Origin of the sequence: Tateyamaria omphalii, assembly GCF_001969365.1 — a bacterium.
In the GTDB taxonomy this organism is placed as follows: Bacteria; Pseudomonadota; Alphaproteobacteria; order Rhodobacterales; family Rhodobacteraceae; genus Tateyamaria; species Tateyamaria omphalii_A.
On the sequence record NZ_CP019312.1, the window covers coordinates 2,834,996 to 2,853,368 of the forward strand.

The window sequence follows — 18,373 nt, forward strand, 5'->3', positions numbered from 1 at the left end:
TGCACAATATGCCACCGCATACCGCGAATTAATGCACTTTACTGCGCTTCCGAGGGGGCATCCTCCAATGCCATCAACGTCCCGCAGAACGCGGCTATCGCTGGCGTCACCACCTCCGGCGCGTCCTGCTGCGGCGCATGACCGGCCCCATCGACGATCAGCGCCTCGACGGGTGAATAGGCGCGCTCTTCCACCTCACGCACCTGCGCCAGCGTGCCATAGGCATCCTCGGCCCCCTGCACGACCAGCGCGGGAATGCGCCAGTGATCAATCGCATCGCCCACATTCCAATCGGCAAAGCCCGGATCGGTCCACGCATCGTGCCAGCCATAAAACGCCACGTCCGGGTGATCGTGATGGCGCGTGAGCCGCTCTTTCAGATCCCCATCCTCATAGGCCGTCTTCGCCGCGCGAATGGCCTCCAGCCCCTCAGGCTCGGTAAAGAAATGCGGCGCGATCAGGACCAGTCCGCGCACCCGCATGTCCGACACCGACCCGGCGTAGATGGCCGCAATCGTCGCCCCATCCGAATGACCGAGCAGCACGGCAGACTGCACGCTCAACGCATCCAGAAGCGGCCCCAAAACATCCACCGCTTCGCGCGTCATGTAATCCAGCGGTCGCGGCAGCGGCACCGACGACGACCGCCCATACCCCGCACGCGAATAGGCCAGCACGCCCATCCCCGTCGCCTTCGACAACGCCTCCGGCCAGTCGCGCCACAGACCAACGGACCCCAGCCCCTCATGCAACATCACCAGCGTTGGCGCCTTGCCCGGTGGCGGCCCCCACCAGTCATATTCAAGCGTATGGCCCGCCAGTTCGACCTGCATCATCGGTGTCGCCATCACACATCCTCCCGCAGCTTGAAGCGTTGGATCTTGCCCGTCGCCGTCTTGGGCAGGCTGTCGACGCACTCCACCCAGCGCGGATATTTCCACTTGCCCACGCGCTCCTTCACATGATCCTTCAGCATCTCTTCCAACCCCTCGGGTCGCGCGCCATGGGGCACGACAAAGGCCTTGGGCTTTTCCAACCCATCCGCATCCCGCGCCGCGACAACGGCACATTCCAGAACGGACGCATGGGACGTGATCGCCTGCTCTACCTCGAACGGGCTGACCCAGATGCCCGACACCTTGAACATGTCATCGGTCCGCCCGCAGTAGACGAACCGTCCATCCGCGCACCGCTCATACTTGTCGCCCGTCCGCGTCCATACGCCCTCGAACGTATCGCGCGTCTTGTCCCGCCGGTTCCAATATCCGCCAGCGGCAGAGGCACCGTTGACCAGCAACTCGCCGACCTCACCGACACCAACCTCGGCGCCCTGCTCGTCGACCAGCCGCACCTCATATCCCGGCACCGGCACGCCGGACGTGCCGTACACAACGTCCCCCGGCGCATTGGACAGAAAGATATGCAGCATCTCGGTCGATCCGACGCCATCCAAGATCGGCACGCCCGTCAGCTTCTCCCAGCGCACACCCACATCCTCGGGCAGCGCCTCACCCGCAGAAATACACGTGCGCAAGGGCGCATCCGGCACGCCGTGGCTCTCCATATGCGCGACCATTGCGGCATAGAGCGTCGGCACCCCGCAAAAGACAGTCGGCTTTTCATCCGCAATCACCTGCACCATCGCATCCGGCGTGGGCCGCCCGCCAAAGATCGCCACAGTCGCGCCCACCGACATCGGAAACGTCATCGCATTGCCCAACCCATAGGCAAAGAAAAACTTCGCCGCCGAAAACACCACATCGTCCTCGCGCACCTGCAACACCTGCGCGCCATAGGTATCCGCCGTCGCCTTCAGCGCCGAATGCACATGATGCACCCCCTTCGGCTGCCCGGTCGAGCCCGAGGAATAGAGCCAGAACGCCGTCTCATCGTCCTTGGCCCCGAACGGCGCAACAGGCGCCTCCGCGCGGGCCATAAACGCGTCATACCCCTCCGCGCCATCCCGCGGCTCACCAATCACAACGACCCGTCGCAAATACGGATTGCCCGCCAAAACCGGCGCCACAACATCCCACAACGCCTCAGACACAACCAACATCGTCGCCCGGCTGTCCCGCAGGATCGCATCATACACAGGCGTCGCCAGCAACGTGTTCAGCGGCACGGGGATCACCCCAGCCTTCAGCGCACCCCAAAACAGCACCGGAAACTCGATCTGATCGAGGACCAGCATCGCCACACGCTCTTCCGCCCGCACATCGGCGGCCAAAAACGCAGCCGCCGCGCGCCCCGATGCCTCGGCCAGCGCGCCATAGGTCAGGCTGCGCCCCGTCCCGACCTCGCGAAAAGCGACCCGATCGCCCCGCCCCTCGGCCACATGCCGATCCACGAAATAGGATGCCGCGTTTGCCATGTGTCCCCTCCCAAAGACTCAAGACCGCTGCGGTATAGTGCGCGCCACTGCCGCACCAAACAAAGGGCAGGCGCATAAATTGGCACTTTAGTGCATCTTACAGCCCAAAGCCCGATCAACCCGACGCCTCAGGGGATCAAAAACAGCGTGATCGCCGGAAACGCGACCAGCAGAATCACCCGGACAATGTCCGACCCGACAAAGAACAGCACCGCCTTGTAGGTCTGGGTGATCGGCGTCTCCCGGTCCATCGCATTGATAATAAACAAGTTCATGCCCACAGGCGGCGTGATCAGCCCCACCTCAACCACGATCAGCACCAGAATGCCAAACCAGATCGCCACATGCTCCGGGCTCATCCCGAAATCGAGGCCCGAAATGACAGGAAAGAAAATCGGCACCGTCAGCAGGATCATCGACAGGCTGTCCATCACGCAGCCAAACACAAGATAGAACAGCAGGATCACGCTCAGCACCAGGATGGGGGTAAACCCTTGGGACAGCACGAAATCCGCCAGCCACTGCGGCGCGCCGGACAGGGCCAGAAATCCGTTATACTGCGCCGCACCGAACACGATGAAAAAGATCATGGCCGTGGTCTTGCCCGTCCCGATCAGCGCCTCACCCAGCACGCGCCAGCTCAGATTGCCGCCCAGCCACGCCACAAGCCCCGTGCCCGCCGCACCGATGGCGGCACCCTCGGTCGGGGTAAACCAGCCCGCGTAAATACCGCCCACCACCAGCGCGAAAATGGCCAGAACCGGCCAGGTCTCGCCCAGCGCCTTCCAGCGGTCGGGCCACGGCACAGCCTCGCGCGTGCCCGCACTGCCGGGAAACAGGCCCACATAGATCGAGATGGTCAGCACATAGCCCATCGCCGCCAGAATGCCGGGAATGAACGCCGCCAGAAACAGCTTGGCAATGTTCTGTTCGGTGATGATCGCATAGATCACCAGGATCACAGATGGCGGGATCAGGATGCCCAGCGTGCCCCCCGCGGCCAGGGTCGCGGTCGAAAACCCCCCGGAATATCCGTATCGTTTCAGCTCCGGCAGGGCCACGCGGCCCATCGTGGCCGCCGTCGCCAGCGACGATCCACAAATCGCGCCGAACCCCGCGCAGGCGCCCACCGACGCCATCGCCACGCCGCCCTTGCGGTGGCCCAGAAAGCTCTCTGCCGCCTTGAACAGCGATGTCGACATCCCCGACAGCGTCGCAAACTGCCCCATCAAAAGGAACATCGGAATGATGGTCAGCGAGTAGTTGGAAAACGTGGTGTATGTCTCGGATTTCAGCTTGGCGAGGATCGGCGTCGCATTGCCGTTCATCGCGAAAATCCACCCCAAAAGGCCCATGAGGAACATCGCCAGACCAATGGGCGCGCGCAAAAAAATCAGGCCCAGCAGGATCGGGAAGGACCAGAACCCCAGCTCCAGCCGGGTCAGGCCCAGAAACTGGACAATCTCGCGCACCCAATCCATCTGCCGTTACCCTTCCGGTAAAATCTGGCGCCCGGTGGCCGCCTCGACCACCCGGACCCAGGCGCAATAGACCGCCGTCAGCCCGGCAATCGCCGCCGCCCCCACGCTCGCGGCATAGGCCCACCAGACCGGGAATTGCAGAAACAGCGTCGTCTCGCCATTGCCGAGATAGCGCAGCATGCCTTCGTACAGGCGCAGCCCGATGAACACGATGACAGCGGCCAGTACCACCTCCCAAAACGCGCGCAGCCAGCCTAACGGGCGGCGCGGCAGGGCAGAGGTGAACACATCCACCGTCGCATGCTGGTTGTAGAACTGGCAGACTGGAAAGAACGCAAAAATGGCAAAGGCGACACCCGCCTCCGTCAACTCATACGTCCCCCGGATCTCGTCCACACCGCTGGCCAGCAGCAGCTGCCCGAACCATCCGTCGCCCAGCGCATGGCCCAGTTTCGACAGCTCACGCCCGGCAATCGACAGCGTGGTCAACAGGACCAGCCCCACCAGGACAATGCCGCCGATCACCGCCGACATCCGTGACAGCCATTTCACCAGCCCGTACATACCTGCCTCTTTCAATCGGAAAAATCGGGCCGCAGCATTCCTGCCACGGCCCGCCTTACATTTCGGTTAACCGGCTCAGCCTTCGTAGGCGTCCATCAGCGCGCGCGCCTCGTCGATCAGGGCCTGACCGTCGATGCCCTTGCTCTCCATATCGGCGACCCACTCGTCATAGATGGGCTGCGCGACCGCGCGCCAGGCGTCCAGCTCGTCGCCAGACACGGTCACGATCGTGTTGCCGTTGTCCACGGCCAGCGCACGGGCCGGCCCATCGGAATCGGCCTGCGTCCCACCGGCAAAGATCGAAAACTCCAGCCCCGAATTGTCGTCAATCACCTGCTGCAGATCCGCAGGCAGGCTCTCGTACCGGTCCTTGTTCATGGCCAGCACAAAGGTCAGGGTATACAGCGCATTGCCCTCGAACTCGGTGTGATAACCGACGAGTTCGGGGATTTTCAGCGCCGCCGTCACTTCCCACGGGATCGTCGTGCCGTCGATCACGCCTTTGCTCAGCCCCTCGGGCACCGCAGGCACGGGCATCCCCACAGGGGTCGACCCCATCTTTTCCAGCAGGTTGTTCACGGTGCGCGACCCGCCCCGGATCTTCAGGCCCGCCATATCGTCGGGCGTGTTCACTTCCTTGTTCACGTGGATCATGCCCGGCCCGTGCACCCAGGTGCCCAGAATGTGCACATCCTTGAACTCGGTGTCTTTCATATGCGTTTCAAACATCTGCCAGTATGCCGACGACATCGCGCGCGCGTCTGTCATCATAAAGGGCAGCTCGAACACTTCGGTGCGCGGGAAGCGGCCCGGCGTATAGCCGACCACGGTCCAGACGACATCGGCGACCCCGTCCACGGCCTGGTCGATCAGTTCGGGCGGGCGCCCCCCCAGCTGCATCGACGGAAAGCGGTCAACCTTGATGCGGCCCTCTGATGCGGCCTCAACATTGTCGGCCCAGACATCCAGGACCAGCTTGGGCACATTGGCCTGCGCAGGCAGGAACTGGTGCAGGTTCAGCGTGACCTCCTGGGCAAAAGCGGCCGTGCCGGACCCGATGGCCAGCGCCGCAGCGCCCGCCAGATTCAGAAACGATTTGCGCGTAAGTGACATGAATTTCCTCCCTTTTCCGGTCAGGTGTCCATGGCCTGACTCGCTCTTCCAGGAAGATTGTTATGCAACGCAACCAATGCTGTCACCCGCCTTTGTAACTATATCGCCGGTTTCCGCCCGGCCCGATCAGCTGCGCGGCAGGGTCGTATCCGGGTCATAGGGGCCCGGGGCAATCACACGCGCGGGCACCAGATCACCCAGCATATCCACTGCAAATTCAGTGCCTTGCGCCGCCACCTCCGGCAGCACAAAGGCATAGGCCAGGTTCATCCCCACCCGGTGCCCCCAATCGCCCGAGGTCACAGTGCCAACGACCTTGCCGTCCTGCATCACGGATGCACCCGGATGCGCAGGCGCCGTCGTGCTGTCGATCTCCAGCGTCACCAAGCACCGCGACGGCCCCTTGGACTGCCGCGCCTCCAGCGCCGCCTTGCCCACGAAATCCTTCTCCATCCGCACGAACCGCCCCAGCCCGGTCTCGAACGGATCGAACTCGGTGATCAGGTCGGCCTTCCAATGCAGATACCCCTTCTCCATCCGCATGGCCTCTACCGCCCGCGCCCCGAACAGGCGCAGCCCATGCGCTTCCCCGGCCGCCCGCAACGCGAGGTACGCGGCATAAAGCTGCGCATTCGGCACATGGATCTCATAGGCCAATTCGCCCGAAAAACTCACCGACATCACGACCGCAGGCGCAATCCCCACAAAGGCCGGGCGCACCGACAACCACGGAAACGCGCCCTTCGACCAATCCCCGCGCGCCGCCGCCGACAACACGTCTCGCGCCTTGGGGCCCGCCAGCACCAGAATGGTATGCGCCTCCGTAAGCGACTGAAACGACACATCAAACCCGTCCGCCTGCGCGCGCAACCAGTCCATGTCATGCCACTCCGACGCCGCCGCCGACCCGTACCAGACGGGCCCGCCGGGAATGTTGGCCACGGTCGCCTCAGCCTTCACACAACCATGGTCATTCAGCAGATAGCCAAGACCCACCTTCCCCTCTTTCCGCGGCACGCGGCCACAGATCACATGGTCCAGAAAATCATGCGCATCCGGCCCCGCAATCTCGATCCGGTTGAACCCGTTCACCTCGGCCAGACCCACGCCGCTCTGCACGGCGGCCACCTCCCCGGCGACCACATCAAACGCCTCGTCAAACCCGAACCCATGCGTGACCTCAAACTCAGGCGCAGGCTTGAAATACTCCGCCCGCTCCCACCCGTTCACGACGGTAAACTCCGCCCCCTCAGCCGCCAGAACCGGGGTCAACGGCGTCGTCTTCATCGGCCGCCCGGCCGGGCGATGCTCATTGGGGAAATGAAACCGAAACTCGTTCTGATAATCCTCGATGGCCTTCAGCGCGGTCAGTTCGACATTGCCATGGCCGGTAAAGCGACGCGGGTCCAACACCCACGTGTCGTAACACGCCTCCCCATGCACGATCTGCTGGGCCAGCAGCCATCCGTGGCCACCGCCCTCCCCCAGACCAGCGCGCAACCCTATGATACAAAACGCATTCCGCTTGCCCGGAATGGGCCCGACCAGCGGCGCGCCATCAATCGTATAGGTGATCGGCCCGTTCACCACATTCTTGATCCCCACCTCCATCAGCGCGGGCATCCGGGCAAAGGCCCCCTCCAGTACATCCGTGATCCGGTCCAGATCATCCGGGCACAGATCGTTGGAAAAATCCGGCGAAATTCCGTCCATCCCCCACGTCTTGCAACCCTGCTCATAGAAGCCCAGCAGCAGCCCATTCTTCTCCTGCCGGCAGTAATAATCGCTGATCGGACAGCGCAGAAGGGGCATCCGGTGCCCGGCCTCGACAATCCCCGGAATCTCATCGGTGACGAAATACTGATGCTCCATCGACGCCACGGGATGATGTACCCCCATCATCGTGCCCACCTCATTCACCCGGTAGCCGCAGGCGTTTACGACAACCTCGCAGGCAATATCGCCCTTATTCGTATGCACAATCCAGCTGTCATCGGGCCGCTGCGTCAGCCCGGTCACATCCGTCTGGCGGTACACCTCCGCCCCGGCCTTGCGCGCGCGCCGCGCCAGCGCCTGACACAAGGACGCAGGGTCAATATCCCCGTCATTCCCGTCCCACAGGCCGCCCAGCAGATTGTCGGTCGAAATCAGCGGATGCCGCCGCGCGCACTCCTCCGCATCAATCACCTCAAATTCGACACCCATACCGCGCGCCATGGACGCAAAATGGCGATAGCCGTCCATCTGCGCTTCGGTATTGGCGAGCCGAATGCCACCATCGCCATGATTGTATTGCACGGGATAATCCGGATCGTCGCGCAACTCTTGATAGAGGTTGATGGAATGCGTCTTCAGCCCCACCATCGTCTGGGTCATGCCGAAATTCGTGACCTGCGCCGCCGAATGCCAGGTCGTGCCGCTGGTCAACTCATCGCGCTCGACCAGCACCACATCGGTCCACCCTTCCTGCGTCAGATGGTACAGGGTCGAACACCCCGCGATACCACCGCCGATCACAACGGCACGGGTCTGGGTCTTCATGTCGACACTCCGGATTTGCATATTTTCCGGAACAATGAAGGGCACGACACCCCGGTCAATCGCACCCTACTGTCTTCATTGTTCTGAAAATATGCATTTGCTGTCGCTGAAGTCCGCGCACCACGCTTGCGTATGCACAAAACCTGCCAACTCTGGTCCCCATGTCCGACCCGAAACCTTTGCGCAAAGGGCGCAGTGCCCGCAAAGTGGCGCGTGCCGCCGGCCCGCCACTGAACCCTGCGCCACCGGGGCAGCCGGGCGGGCTGTACCGCCCGCTGCCCGACGCAGACATTCAACACATCTACGCCGCCGCCCTGCGCCTTCTGGCCGACCTCGGCATGGGCGAGGTGCCGGACCGCCTGCGCACAACGCTCGAAGCGGCGGGCGCACAAAGCCTTCCAAACGGGCGCGTCTCGATCCCTGCGTCACTGGTGGAAGAGGCGATAAACCAGACGCCCAAGACCTTCCCCCTGCACGCGCGCGACCCCGCCCGCACGATCGAAGTGGGCGGCAACACCGTCCACTTCGGCACCGGCGGCGCGGCGGTGCAAACGCTCGACCGTGAAACACGGCGTTACCGCCCCTCGACCCTGCAGGACCTGCACGACTTCACCCGGCTGCAAGACACGCTCACCAATGTCAGCTGGTTCACCCGCTGCTGCATCGCGGGCGATATGCCGGATGAGTGGCTGCTCGACATCAACACCGCCTATGCGCTCCTGCGCAACACGACCAAACCCGTCGCAACGGCCTTTACACTCGCGGAGCACGTCGCCCCCATCGTCCACATGTTCGACATCGTGGCCGGGGGCGACGGCGCCTTTGCCAAACGCCCCTTCGTCAAGGCGCATATCAGCCCCGTCATCTCGCCCCTGCGGTTCGGGGCGGACGCGGTCGACACGGTCTATGCCTGCATAGACCACAACATCCCGCTCAGTTGCATCACGGCCGCACAGGCCGGGGCAACCGCACCCGCGACCCTTGCGGGCTTCCTCGCCCAATCGCTGGCCGAGACACTGGCGAGCCTCGTGATGGTCCACGCCATCAAGCCGGGCCACCCGATGGTGTTCTCCAACTGGCCCCTGGTGATCGACCTGCGCACCGGCGCCTTCGCGGGTGGCGGCGGAGAGATCGCGGTGCTGAACGCCGCCTCCGCCCAGATCATCAACCACCTTGGCCTCGTCTCTGGCGTGGCCGCCTCCATGACCGATGCCAAGGCGCTCGACGCGCAATACGGTGCGGAAAAGGGCATCACCTCGCTTGCCGCCGCACTGGCGGGCGGCAACCTGATCTACGAAAGCTCGGGCATGACGGCCGCCCTGCTCGGCGCCAGTTTCGAAGCCTTCGTGCTCGATGACGACATGCACGCCGCCACCTACCGCATCCTGCGCGGCGTCGAGGTGTCGGACGACACGCTTGACCTTGCGGGCATCCATGCCGCCGTTCTGGGTGAGGGTCATTTCCTCGGCGGTCCCGCCACAATCGCAGCCATGGAACGCGACTATGTCTACCCCGCCCTCGCCGACCGCGAGACACCAAAGGTGTGGGAAGACAGCGGCGCCCTCACCGCATGGGACCGCGCCGCGCGCCGGGTGGACAACATCCTTGCCACGCATCACCCGACCTATATTGATGACAGTGCAGACGCCGCGATCCGCGCGGCCTTCGACATCCGCTGCCCCTGAGAGGGACCAATGCCCGTCACCGACACCCAAGCCATGATCTCCGGCATGACCCCGGTCCTGCAACCGGGTACTTGGGTCTTTTGCACGATGGCCGCGCCCAAGCCGGTTGAGATGTCCTACGCCTTTGCCACGATCCGAGAGGCCGAAGGCATCACCCTGATCCTGCCCCGCGACGTGGCGCAGGCCGCAGGCCAGGACGTCTCCGTCGTCATGGCACTGATCACGCTAGAGGTCTTCTCCGACCTCGAAGGCGTCGGCCTCACCGCCGCCGTCGCCACCGCCCTGGCAGACGCAGGCATCAGCTGCAACGTCGTCGCCGCCTACCACCACGACCACATCTTTGTCGGAGAACAGGACGCAGACCGCGCCGTTTCGGTGCTGAAAGATCTGCAGAAAGCGGCCTCCAAACCCTAACGCGTGGTTAATCCGCCACTGTAAGCCATTGAATCCGCACAGCCCCGCATCTGTCCCATGCCGGAACACGCACGTCGAACCGTAAGGGAAAAGGGTGGCGTAGGGGAAACTTGAACTCCCGCACTCAGCGTCGCGCCAAAGGCGATGCGCGTCAGTCGGGCCATCCGCTCCGTGAGCGGTGTCAACCAGAACAACAGGTGTATGATGGTGGCGTGGGGGAGACTTGAACTCCCGACCTCTCGATTATGAGTCGAGCGCTCTAACCAGCTGAGCTACCGCGCCATGGGGGCGTCAACTATGCCAGCGCCTCAGAATCGTCAAGCCGGAAATCAGGACTTTGTGGAGCGCACCGTCTCGATCATCAGGGACACATTCTCCGGGTCCGCATCGGGCGTGATCCCGTGGCCCAGATTGAAGATATGCGGCCCCTTCGAAAACGCCCGCACGATCGCCCGCGTCTCCTCCACCAACGCCTGTCCGCCCGTCACCATATGGGACGAGGCCAGATTGCCCTGCACACAGCCCGCCGTCTGAATGTGGGCGGCGGCCCAATCCGGCGACACCGAATTGTCGAGCGCCACACAATCAACGCCCGTGGCCGCATGGAAACCCACATAGCCATCACCCGCCTCCCTCGGGAAGCCGATGACTGGAATGTGGGGATAGCGCGCCTTCAAAGCGCGCGTGATCTCGGCACACGGAGCGACGGCATATTTCTGGAACGCCGCACCCTTGAGCGACCCGGCCCAGCTGTCAAAGATCTTCACGACCTCCGCGCCCGCCTCGATCTGCGCGGCCAGATATTCAATCGTCGCCGCCGTGATCCGCGCCATCAACGCATCAAATGCGTCCGGCGCCCCCTCACGCATCGCATGGGCCGGCCCCTGATCCGGCGTGCCACGGCCCGCGATCATATAGGTGGCCACGGTCCACGGCGCACCCGCAAAGCCGATCAGCGTCGTTTCCTCGGGCAATTCCCGCCGCAAGATGCGCACGGTCTCATAGATCGGGTGCAGCGTCTCATGAATATCATCCACGGGTTTCAACGCATCCACCCCCGCCTGATCAGTGATAGTCGACAGGCGCGGCCCCTCGCCCGTCACAAACCACAAATCCGCACCCAGCGCCTGCGGCACCAGCAGGATGTCGGCAAAAAGAATCGCAGCATCAAACCCGTAGCGGCGGATGGGCTGCAGCGTCACTTCGGCAGCAAGCTCGGGATTGTAGCACAGCGAAAGAAAGTCACCCGCCTGCGCGCGCGTCGCTTTATACTCCGGAAGATACCGCCCCGCCTGCCGCATCATCCAAATGGGGGGTGTCGGCAACACCTCGCCCGCCAAGGCCCGCAGAATTGTCTTGCCGGTTCCGCCGTCTTTCATCACACACGCCCCTGTCTGAACTTTGCCGTCTGATCGTTTCCAGTTGTCAACATAAGTTGACACACCTAAAAGATAAAGCCATGACTGTGCGCCTACCCTCTCCCGCCGCTCCGCTCAAGATCGGAACCCGCGGCTCGCCCCTCGCCCTTGCCCAAGCCTACGAGACGCGCCAGCGTCTTGGCGCCGCCTTCGATCTGCCGGAGGAGGCGTTCGAGATTGTCGTGATCAAGGTCACGGGCGACAACCGGTCGATGATCGACGCCGACCGCCCGCTGAAAGAGATCGGGAACAAGGGTCTCTTCACCCGCGAGATCGAAGAGGCGCTCCTGGATGGCGGTATCGACATCGCGGTGCACTCGACCAAGGACATGCCGACGGTGCAGCCGGACGGGCTGATCCTCGATACGTTTCTGCCACGGGAAGACGTGCGCGATGCGTTCATCTCGCATAGCCTGAGCCGCATCGCTGACCTGCCCGAAGGCGCTGTGGTTGGAACGTCCTCCCTGCGTCGCCGTGCCCAGCTCTTGTTCAAACGACCCGACCTGAATGTGGTGGAGTTTCGGGGCAACGTGCAGACACGGCTGCAAAAACTGGCCGATGGCGTGGCCGACTGCACCTTTCTGGCCCATGCCGGCCTGAACCGGCTGAACATGACAGATGTGCCTGCCAACGCGATTGACCCCGCCGACATGCTGCCTGCGATTGCGCAAGGTGCTATCGGCATCGAACGGCGCAGCGGCGATGATAACACCGCCGAATTGCTGGCCGCCATCCACGACGCGCCCACGGGCCACCGACTGGCCGCGGAACGGCAATTCCTGTTCACGCTTGATGGCTCTTGCGAAACACCCATTGCGGGGCTTGCCACCATCGACGGCGACACGTTGACGTTGACGGGCGAAGTCCTGCGGCCCGATGGGTCCGACGCGATCACCGGCACACGGCAAGGCCCTGTGGCTGACGGAGCCGCTATGGGCACCGACCTCGCACAGGATCTTTTGCAAACGGCAGGCCCCGGTTTCTTCGACTGGCACTGACAGAGTCTCTTCTGACTGAAAATACCACGGGGGAGGCCAAAGGCCGGGGGCAGAGCCCCCATGTCGGAACAGATGGCCACCCGGCCCTTCGGGGAGGATTTTTTTGAACCAGAGAAGGGTGGACCGGGGCGCGTTTGCGTCCATGGCATCGCTCTTGACCTGACCGGGTGTGGGGGCCCACGCTGCGTGTATGTCTGACCCGCGCACCAGCCTGCCCACGCATGAGGTTGAAAATCAGCCCGATCCTCTGGGCGACATCAACCTTCTGGGCTGCGATCCGGTTCTGACTGACCTGGCGCCCAAAAGGCTTTCGGAATATGGCGCGGCACTTGGCCTGTCCGCGACGCGGACCAGGGCGCGCGCTGCACATCGGCACAAACCGGAACTGACCGTTTTCGATGCGGGCGGGCGGCGGCTGGATGAGGTGGCGTTCCATCCTGCCTATCACGAGATGATGACGCTCAGCCAGGGCGCGGGCTATGCCGCGACCGCCTGGGATGGTGGCAGCCACGTCGAGCACGCCGCCATGGTCTATATGGCGAGCCAGGTGGAACCGGGGCATTGCTGTCCGCTGACCATGACATATGCTGGCGTGCCCGCCTTGCAGGCGGATACGCATCTGGCCGAGACATGGATTCCCAAGTTGACGACGCGGGCCTATGACCCGCGTGTCTTGCCGGTAGAACAGAAGGCCTCTGCCACGCTTGGGATGGCGATGACCGAAAAACAGGGCGGCTCGGACGTCCGCGCCAACACGACGCGTGCGGTGCGCGATGGGGATCACTGGCGGCTGACCGGTCACAAATGGTTCTGTTCCGCGCCGATGTCTGACGGGTTCCTGACCCTTGCGCAAACGGATCAGGGGCTGAGCTGTTTTTTGGTGCCCCGCTGGTTGGAAGGGGAGCGCAACGCCATCCACCTGATGCGGTTGAAGGACAAGCTGGGCAACACATCCAACGCATCCGCCGAGATCGAATTTCACGGGGCACTGGCCCATCAGTTGGGCGAGGAAGGGCGCGGGGTGCAGACCATCATCGAGATGGTGCATCACACCCGGCTTGACACCGCGATGGCCCCCGCCGGGCTGATGCGCGGCGCACTTACCCACGCGGTGCACTGGGTGCGGCACCGGCGCGCGTTTCAGAAGACGCTGATCGACCAGCCGCTGATGCAGGCCGTTTTGGCGGACTTGATCCTGGACTGGCAGGCGGCGACGCGGCTGGGCCTGCGCGTTGCTGCGGCCTTTGACGATCCGGGCGCGCGCGCCTTTGCGCGGATCGGCGTGGCCTTGGCCAAATTCCTGAACAACAAGCTGTGTCCGCGCGTCACGCTTGAGGCGATGGAGGCATTGGGCGGCATGGGATATGTGGAGGACACGCCTATGCCGATGTACTACCGCGAGGCGCCGCTCAACAGCATTTGGGAAGGGTCGGGCAATGTGATTTGTCTGGATATTCTGCGGACACTGGCGCGCGAGCCCGAGGCTGGCGCGGCGCTGTCGGAGGCGTTGGATGCGGCGCGGGATGTGGATGCGCGGTACGACCAGGCGCTGTCGGATCACCGGGCGCGTTGGCCGACACTGCCCGATGAACGCGAGGCGCGGCTCTTTGCCGAGCGGACCGCGGTGCTGCTGGCCGGGTCGGTCCTGCTGCGGGAGGCGCCCGCGGCGGTGGCCGACGGGTTTGTGGCCACCCGGGTGCAGACGGCACCAGGTCATATTGCGGGATCGGTCAGCGGGCTGGACCTGCGCGGCATCCTTGCCGCATTCTAGCGCCGGATGACCGGGTTACCCACGGGTAACGCAACGCATTGTTAATAAACATTATTTTTTGATGAAAGCAGCGTACGGTGTGCTGTCAGACCCATTTTGCCAGCGGCGGCAAGGACATCAGCACGGCATTGGCATCGTGCCCGGTCTCGAGCCCGAACTTGGTCCCGCGGTCATAGACCAGGTTGTATTCGGCATAGAGCCCGCGATGCACAAGCTGTGCGTCCTTGTCGGCGTCATCCCACAACTGCCCGCGGCGCTTTTCGACGAGCGGCACATAGGCGGGCAAAAACGCGCGGCCAATGTCCTGGGTTAGCGCGAAATCGGTTTCCCAGTCGCCGGTGTTGTGGTCATCCATGAAAATGCCGCCCACGCCCCGCGCGCGGTGGCGATGGGGGATGTAAAAATATTCGTCCGCCCATGCCTTGAGCCGGGGATAGTGTGCATCCCCATGCGGATCGAGATGCGCCTTTTGCTGGGCGTGGAAATGGGCCGTGTCCTCGTCATACTCGATACAGGGGTTCAGGTCTGACCCGCCGCCGAACCACCACGCGTGCGGTGTCCAGAACATGCGGGTGTTCATGTGGACGGCGGGGCAATGCGGGTTCTGCATGTGGGCCACGAGAGAAATGCCGGAGGCCCAGAAGCGCGGATCGTCCTGCATCCCCGGAATGCCCTTGCGTGCGGCCATGGCCATCTGTGCGCGTTCGCCCAGCGTGCCGTAGACGGTGGAGACGTTCACGCCCACCTTTTCGAACACACGGCCCCCGCGCATGACACTCATCAACCCGCCGCCTGCATCGGAGCCGTCGTCGGAGGTGCGTTTGGTTTCGGTCACTTCAAAGCGTCCGGACGTGCCGTCCGACATCGGGCCCGTGGCATGGCTGTCCTCCAACCCTTCGAAGGCGGCGACGATGTCGTCGCGCAGCTGGCGGAACCACGCGGCGGCACGGGTTTTCTGGGTGTCGAATTGTTCGGTCATCGCGCACTGTCCTGTTTGGTTGACACTTTTCTAACGCACCCAAGGCGCCGGGGCAAAGCGCAAAAACGTCAGTGTGCAGGTGCGTCGACCGGGTCGAGCAGGCTGCGCCCGCCGTCCACTGTCATCACGTCACCGGTGACGAAACCGGACCCGTCCGAGGCGAGGAATTGCACGGCATCCACCATCTCTGTCGGGCTAGCGATCCGGTGCAGCGGGGTGTGGTTTTCGATCTCGTCCCGCCATTCCGGGTTGTCGCCAATCGCGGACTTGAGCGATGCGGACATGACAGAACCAAAGGCCACTGCATTCACACGAATGCGGTGCGGCGCGAGGGCGAGCGCCATGGACCGGGTCATCTGTTCAAGGCCCGCAGACGCAATGGAATAGCCCAGAAGTTCCGGCCGGGTCTGATGTGCCGCGATGGAGCTGAGGTTGACGATGGATCCGACGCAAGCCGATTCCGTGTCGTCCTTGGCCTGCTTGATCATCCGGCGCGCCACCTGTTGCGTCAGACGCAGCGCTGTCATCAGGTTCTGCTCGATCAGGGTTTCAACCGACGTATCCTCTGGATCAAGCGCATCAGTCGGCATCACCTGCCGGGATGCGTTCACGAGAATGTCCACCTGATCGAAGGCGTCGATGGTGGCGGAGACGAGGTTGGCGATGGTCAGGCGCTGGCGCAGGTCGCCCGCGAAGTAGCGGATGTTCCCCTCTTCCGCGACATCGCCCAGTTCGGCATGAAGGCGTTTTTCGTCCATGTCGGCGCACATCACATTGGCGCCCCGGTCCGCGAAGTGCCGCGCGATGGACAGGCCGATACCGTTGGCTGCACCGGTTACAATGGCCGTCTTGCCGTTGATGGAAAAGGACATGGGTTACCTTTTTCTCTGCCTGGGCCGTTCGGCCCGCACCAGTTTGAACCGCGCATCGCCGTCCAGTTCAACCACTTTGGCGAAGTCGGACGTGAGGGCATCCTCGTAGGGCAGGTGGCGGTTGGCCACCATCCAGAGCGCGCCGTGGGGCCGCAGGATGCGCGCGGCATTGGCGATGAAGGCGCGGCCGATGGCGGGATCGGCGCTGCGCGACTTGTGAAAGGGCGGGTTCATCACGACGGCATCCACCTTTTCGGCCGGCGTCCAGGTGGTGGCATCCGCCCAATGGAACCGCGCGCGGTCGTCGGTGACGTTGTGGCGGGCGCATTGCAGGGCCATGTCGTGCGCGTCGACAAGGTGCACGGTTTGGACATCGCGGGTCAGGACATGGGCCGACAGAAACCCCCATCCCGCCCCCAGATCGGCAACTGTGCCGACCATGGTTTCGGGCAGCGCCTCGACCAGCAGGGCCGAGGCCGGATCGACGCCGTCGGCGGAAAACACACCCGGCGCCGTCCAGAACCCGCCCGGATGCAGTTCGGGGCCGCGTGCCCAATCGCTGAAGTCGGCGCCGCCGGGGATCCAGTAGATCTTGCCATGTGCCTTGGAAATGGGGGCGCTGACCTCGGCCCGCTGGCGCAGTGCCTTGAGCATGGAATCGGCGCCGTCGGTCTTTTGTCCGTCCACGATGACGGGGCCGTCTGTCTGGGCGGTGGCCGCAGCGACAAGCGCTTGCGCTTCGGCCCGCGCGCGGGTCAGGCAGACGATGCTGGCAGTGAACCGCGTGTCCTTGGGCAATTCGGGCGACACGGTGTAGCCCATGCGTTCGAACCGGGCACACACAGTGATCAGAGGCGACACGATATGCGCGTGCGCCTTTGGCAGGGCCGACAGGTCGGCATCCTCGGCGGGGTGCAGCACGGCCACGGTGCTGTCGCCCCATGCGTCCATCGCATCGAGCGCCAAAGGCAAGCGATCACCGATCACTTACTCTTCTTTCTCCATGGTGCATTGCAGCGGGTGCTGGTGGCGGCGGGCGAAGTCCATCACCTGCGCCACCTTGGTTTCCGCAATCTCGTGGCTGAAGACACCGACAACGGCGAGGCCCTTCTTGTGGACGGTCAGCATGATCTCGAACGCCTGGGCGTGGTTGAGACCGAAGAACCGCTCGAGCACGTGCACGACAAATTCCATCGGCGTGTAGTCGTCGTTCAGCAGCAGCACCTTGTAGAGCGGCGGGCGCTTGGTCTTGGGTTTGACATCGGTGACGACGGCGGTGTCGCCGTCATCGTCCGCAGGGCCTGCGGATGTCTGAGCCAAAATGTGCATGTCTTGGAGCATGCGCGTCCTCGTTGGATACCGGGAATCTTTTGGTGAACTTGGATCACCCTATATAACGCCACCACGCATTTAGGAAAGAGGGCGGTGCGGGATTGTCGCGGCGTGGTGAACGAGATGGGGTTTGATCCGGCCTGTATCGGCTTTGATGCCGACGACACGCTGTGGCACAATGAGCGGGTGTTCCAGCTGACGCAGGCGCGGTTTGCAGAGCTTCTGGCGCCCCATGTGGATATGCCCGATCTGGATGCGCGGCTGTTGGCGGCGGAGCGGCGCAACATCGGACACTATGGCTTTGGCGTCAAAGGGTTCGTCCTGTCGATGATCGAGACCGCGCTGGAGGTGACCGAGAACCAAGTGCCCGGGGCAATCATCAGCGATCTGATCGCGGCAGGGCAGGAGATGCTCGCCCATCCCATTGACCTGTTGCCCCATGCCGAAGAGGCCGTTGCCGTCGCCAGGGAGCACGGGCCTGTCTTGCTGATCACGAAGGGCGATCTGCTGGATCAGGAACGCAAGCTGGCCCAGTCAGGCTTGGGCGATCTGTTTGACGGGGTCGAAATCGTGTCTGACAAGACGCCGTCGGTCTATGCCCGCATCTTTGCCGCCCATGGCGGGGCGGGCCGGGGCATGATGATCGGCAATTCCATGAAATCGGATGTGCGCCCCATGATCGACGCAGGCGGTTTTGGCGTGTTCGTGCCGCATGATCTGGTGTGGGACCTTGAGGCGGCGGACGCCCCCCACGCACACCCGCGCTACGCGGCCCTGCCCGATCTGGGCGCCTTGCCCGACTTTCTGCACGGGCAGCGATAGGCCGCCGCC

16 protein-coding genes and 1 tRNA gene are annotated in these 18,373 nt (G+C 63.5%); 5 read left to right on the forward strand and 12 right to left on the reverse strand.

Annotated features, from left to right (window positions below):
• Window positions 1-38: 38 nt before the first annotated feature.
• The 6 genes from BWR18_RS14150 to BWR18_RS14175 all read right to left on the reverse strand — a co-directional run bounded on the left by BWR18_RS14150 (window position 39) and on the right by BWR18_RS14175 (window position 8,073).
• The gene (locus BWR18_RS14150; protein WP_076629121.1) at window positions 39-848 is read right to left on the reverse strand and encodes an alpha/beta fold hydrolase; all 810 of its coding nucleotides are present in this window, start codon (window positions 846-848) and stop codon (window positions 39-41) included.
• A complete protein-coding gene (locus tag BWR18_RS14155; RefSeq protein WP_076629122.1) occupies window positions 848-2,374 on the reverse strand; it encodes a benzoate-CoA ligase family protein in 1,527 nt (508 codons plus the stop codon). Before BWR18_RS14155 ends, BWR18_RS14150 begins: the two co-directional genes overlap by 1 nt.
• A gap of 128 nt (window positions 2,375-2,502) precedes the next feature.
• Window positions 2,503-3,819 carry a TRAP transporter large permease gene (locus BWR18_RS14160; RefSeq protein ID WP_076630324.1) on the reverse strand — a complete coding sequence of 439 codons (1,317 nt, stop codon included), beginning with the start codon at window positions 3,817-3,819 and terminating at the stop codon, window positions 2,503-2,505.
• 42 nt (window positions 3,820-3,861) lie between these two features.
• Window positions 3,862-4,407 (reverse strand): TRAP transporter small permease, encoded by a 546-nt coding sequence (locus BWR18_RS14165; RefSeq protein WP_368073616.1) that lies wholly within the window; start codon window positions 4,405-4,407, stop codon window positions 3,862-3,864.
• An 87-nt stretch (window positions 4,408-4,494) separates the two neighbouring features.
• Entirely contained in the window at window positions 4,495-5,532 is a 1,038-nt protein-coding gene (locus BWR18_RS14170) for a TRAP transporter substrate-binding protein (protein WP_076629124.1), read from the reverse strand.
• Window positions 5,533-5,658: 126 nt separating this feature from the next.
• Window positions 5,659-8,073, reverse strand: coding sequence for a GcvT family protein (locus BWR18_RS14175; RefSeq protein WP_076629125.1), 2,415 nt, complete (start codon window positions 8,071-8,073; stop codon window positions 5,659-5,661).
• A gap of 161 nt (window positions 8,074-8,234) precedes the next feature.
• On the opposite strand from BWR18_RS14175, the gene BWR18_RS14180 reads away from it, so the two are divergent.
• Together BWR18_RS14180 and BWR18_RS14185 are read left to right on the forward strand one after the other, a co-directional pair.
• Window positions 8,235-9,758 carry a trimethylamine methyltransferase family protein gene (locus tag BWR18_RS14180; RefSeq protein WP_076629126.1) on the forward strand — a complete coding sequence of 508 codons (1,524 nt, stop codon included), beginning with the start codon at window positions 8,235-8,237 and terminating at the stop codon, window positions 9,756-9,758.
• A gap of 9 nt (window positions 9,759-9,767) precedes the next feature.
• The gene (locus BWR18_RS14185) at window positions 9,768-10,172 is read left to right on the forward strand and encodes an ACT domain-containing protein (protein ID WP_076629127.1); all 405 of its coding nucleotides are present in this window, start codon (window positions 9,768-9,770) and stop codon (window positions 10,170-10,172) included.
• 205 nt (window positions 10,173-10,377) lie between these two features.
• Here BWR18_RS14185 and BWR18_RS14190 read toward each other — a convergent pair.
• Together BWR18_RS14190 and hemE are read right to left on the reverse strand one after the other, a co-directional pair.
• Window positions 10,378-10,454, reverse strand: a tRNA-Met gene (locus BWR18_RS14190).
• 47 nt (window positions 10,455-10,501) lie between these two features.
• Window positions 10,502-11,551: a uroporphyrinogen decarboxylase gene (gene hemE / locus BWR18_RS14195; RefSeq protein WP_076629128.1), complete on the reverse strand. Its 1,050-nt coding sequence runs from the start codon at window positions 11,549-11,551 to the stop codon at window positions 10,502-10,504.
• 80 nt (window positions 11,552-11,631) lie between these two features.
• On the opposite strand from hemE, the gene hemC reads away from it, so the two are divergent.
• The gene (gene hemC / locus BWR18_RS14200; RefSeq protein ID WP_076629129.1) at window positions 11,632-12,588 is read left to right on the forward strand and encodes a hydroxymethylbilane synthase; all 957 of its coding nucleotides are present in this window, start codon (window positions 11,632-11,634) and stop codon (window positions 12,586-12,588) included.
• A gap of 190 nt (window positions 12,589-12,778) precedes the next feature.
• Window positions 12,779-14,359: an acyl-CoA dehydrogenase family protein gene (locus tag BWR18_RS14205; protein ID WP_076629130.1), complete on the forward strand. Its 1,581-nt coding sequence runs from the start codon at window positions 12,779-12,781 to the stop codon at window positions 14,357-14,359.
• Between the two features lie 85 nt (window positions 14,360-14,444).
• Here the strand turns inward: BWR18_RS14205 and hemF are convergent, their stop codons facing one another.
• The 4 genes from hemF to clpS all read right to left on the reverse strand — a co-directional run bounded on the left by hemF (window position 14,445) and on the right by clpS (window position 17,539).
• A complete protein-coding gene (hemF, locus tag BWR18_RS14210; RefSeq protein WP_076629131.1) occupies window positions 14,445-15,338 on the reverse strand; it encodes an oxygen-dependent coproporphyrinogen oxidase in 894 nt (297 codons plus the stop codon).
• 68 nt (window positions 15,339-15,406) lie between these two features.
• Entirely contained in the window at window positions 15,407-16,210 is an 804-nt protein-coding gene (locus BWR18_RS14215) for an SDR family NAD(P)-dependent oxidoreductase (protein WP_076629132.1), read from the reverse strand.
• Between the two features lie 3 nt (window positions 16,211-16,213).
• Complete coding sequence (locus tag BWR18_RS14220) at window positions 16,214-17,197, reverse strand: class I SAM-dependent methyltransferase (RefSeq protein WP_076629133.1); 984 nt, start codon at window positions 17,195-17,197, stop codon at window positions 16,214-16,216.
• Entirely contained in the window at window positions 17,198-17,539 is a 342-nt protein-coding gene (gene clpS / locus BWR18_RS14225) for an ATP-dependent Clp protease adapter ClpS (protein WP_438873649.1), read from the reverse strand.
• Between the two features lie 126 nt (window positions 17,540-17,665).
• Here clpS and BWR18_RS14230 point away from each other — a divergent pair, with 126 nt between their 5' ends.
• A complete protein-coding gene (locus BWR18_RS14230; protein ID WP_076630325.1) occupies window positions 17,666-18,364 on the forward strand; it encodes an HAD family hydrolase in 699 nt (232 codons plus the stop codon).
• Window positions 18,365-18,373 lie beyond the last annotated feature (9 nt).

Excerpts from the sequence above, each read along its gene's own strand:
- BWR18_RS14150 (WP_076629121.1), bottom strand. The coding sequence starts at position 848 with ATGGCGACACCGATGATGCAGGTCGAACTGGCGGGCCATACGCTTGAA.
- BWR18_RS14155 (WP_076629122.1), bottom strand. The coding sequence starts at position 2,374 with ATGGCAAACGCGGCATCCTATTTCGTGGATCGGCATGTGGCCGAGGGG.
- BWR18_RS14170 (WP_076629124.1), bottom strand. The coding sequence starts at position 5,532 with ATGTCACTTACGCGCAAATCGTTTCTGAATCTGGCGGGCGCTGCGGCG.
- BWR18_RS14175 (WP_076629125.1), bottom strand. The coding sequence starts at position 8,073 with ATGAAGACCCAGACCCGTGCCGTTGTGATCGGCGGTGGTATCGCGGGG.
- BWR18_RS14180 (WP_076629126.1), top strand. The coding sequence starts at position 8,235 with ATGTCCGACCCGAAACCTTTGCGCAAAGGGCGCAGTGCCCGCAAAGTG.
- BWR18_RS14185 (WP_076629127.1), top strand. The coding sequence starts at position 9,768 with ATGCCCGTCACCGACACCCAAGCCATGATCTCCGGCATGACCCCGGTC.
- hemE (WP_076629128.1), bottom strand. The coding sequence starts at position 11,551 with ATGAAAGACGGCGGAACCGGCAAGACAATTCTGCGGGCCTTGGCGGGC.
- hemC (WP_076629129.1), top strand. The coding sequence starts at position 11,632 with ATGACTGTGCGCCTACCCTCTCCCGCCGCTCCGCTCAAGATCGGAACC.
- BWR18_RS14205 (WP_076629130.1), top strand. The coding sequence starts at position 12,779 with ATGTCTGACCCGCGCACCAGCCTGCCCACGCATGAGGTTGAAAATCAG.
- hemF (WP_076629131.1), bottom strand. The coding sequence starts at position 15,338 with ATGACCGAACAATTCGACACCCAGAAAACCCGTGCCGCCGCGTGGTTC.
- BWR18_RS14215 (WP_076629132.1), bottom strand. The coding sequence starts at position 16,210 with ATGTCCTTTTCCATCAACGGCAAGACGGCCATTGTAACCGGTGCAGCC.
- clpS (WP_438873649.1), bottom strand. The coding sequence starts at position 17,539 with ATGCACATTTTGGCTCAGACATCCGCAGGCCCTGCGGACGATGACGGC.
- BWR18_RS14230 (WP_076630325.1), top strand. The coding sequence starts at position 17,666 with ATGGGGTTTGATCCGGCCTGTATCGGCTTTGATGCCGACGACACGCTG.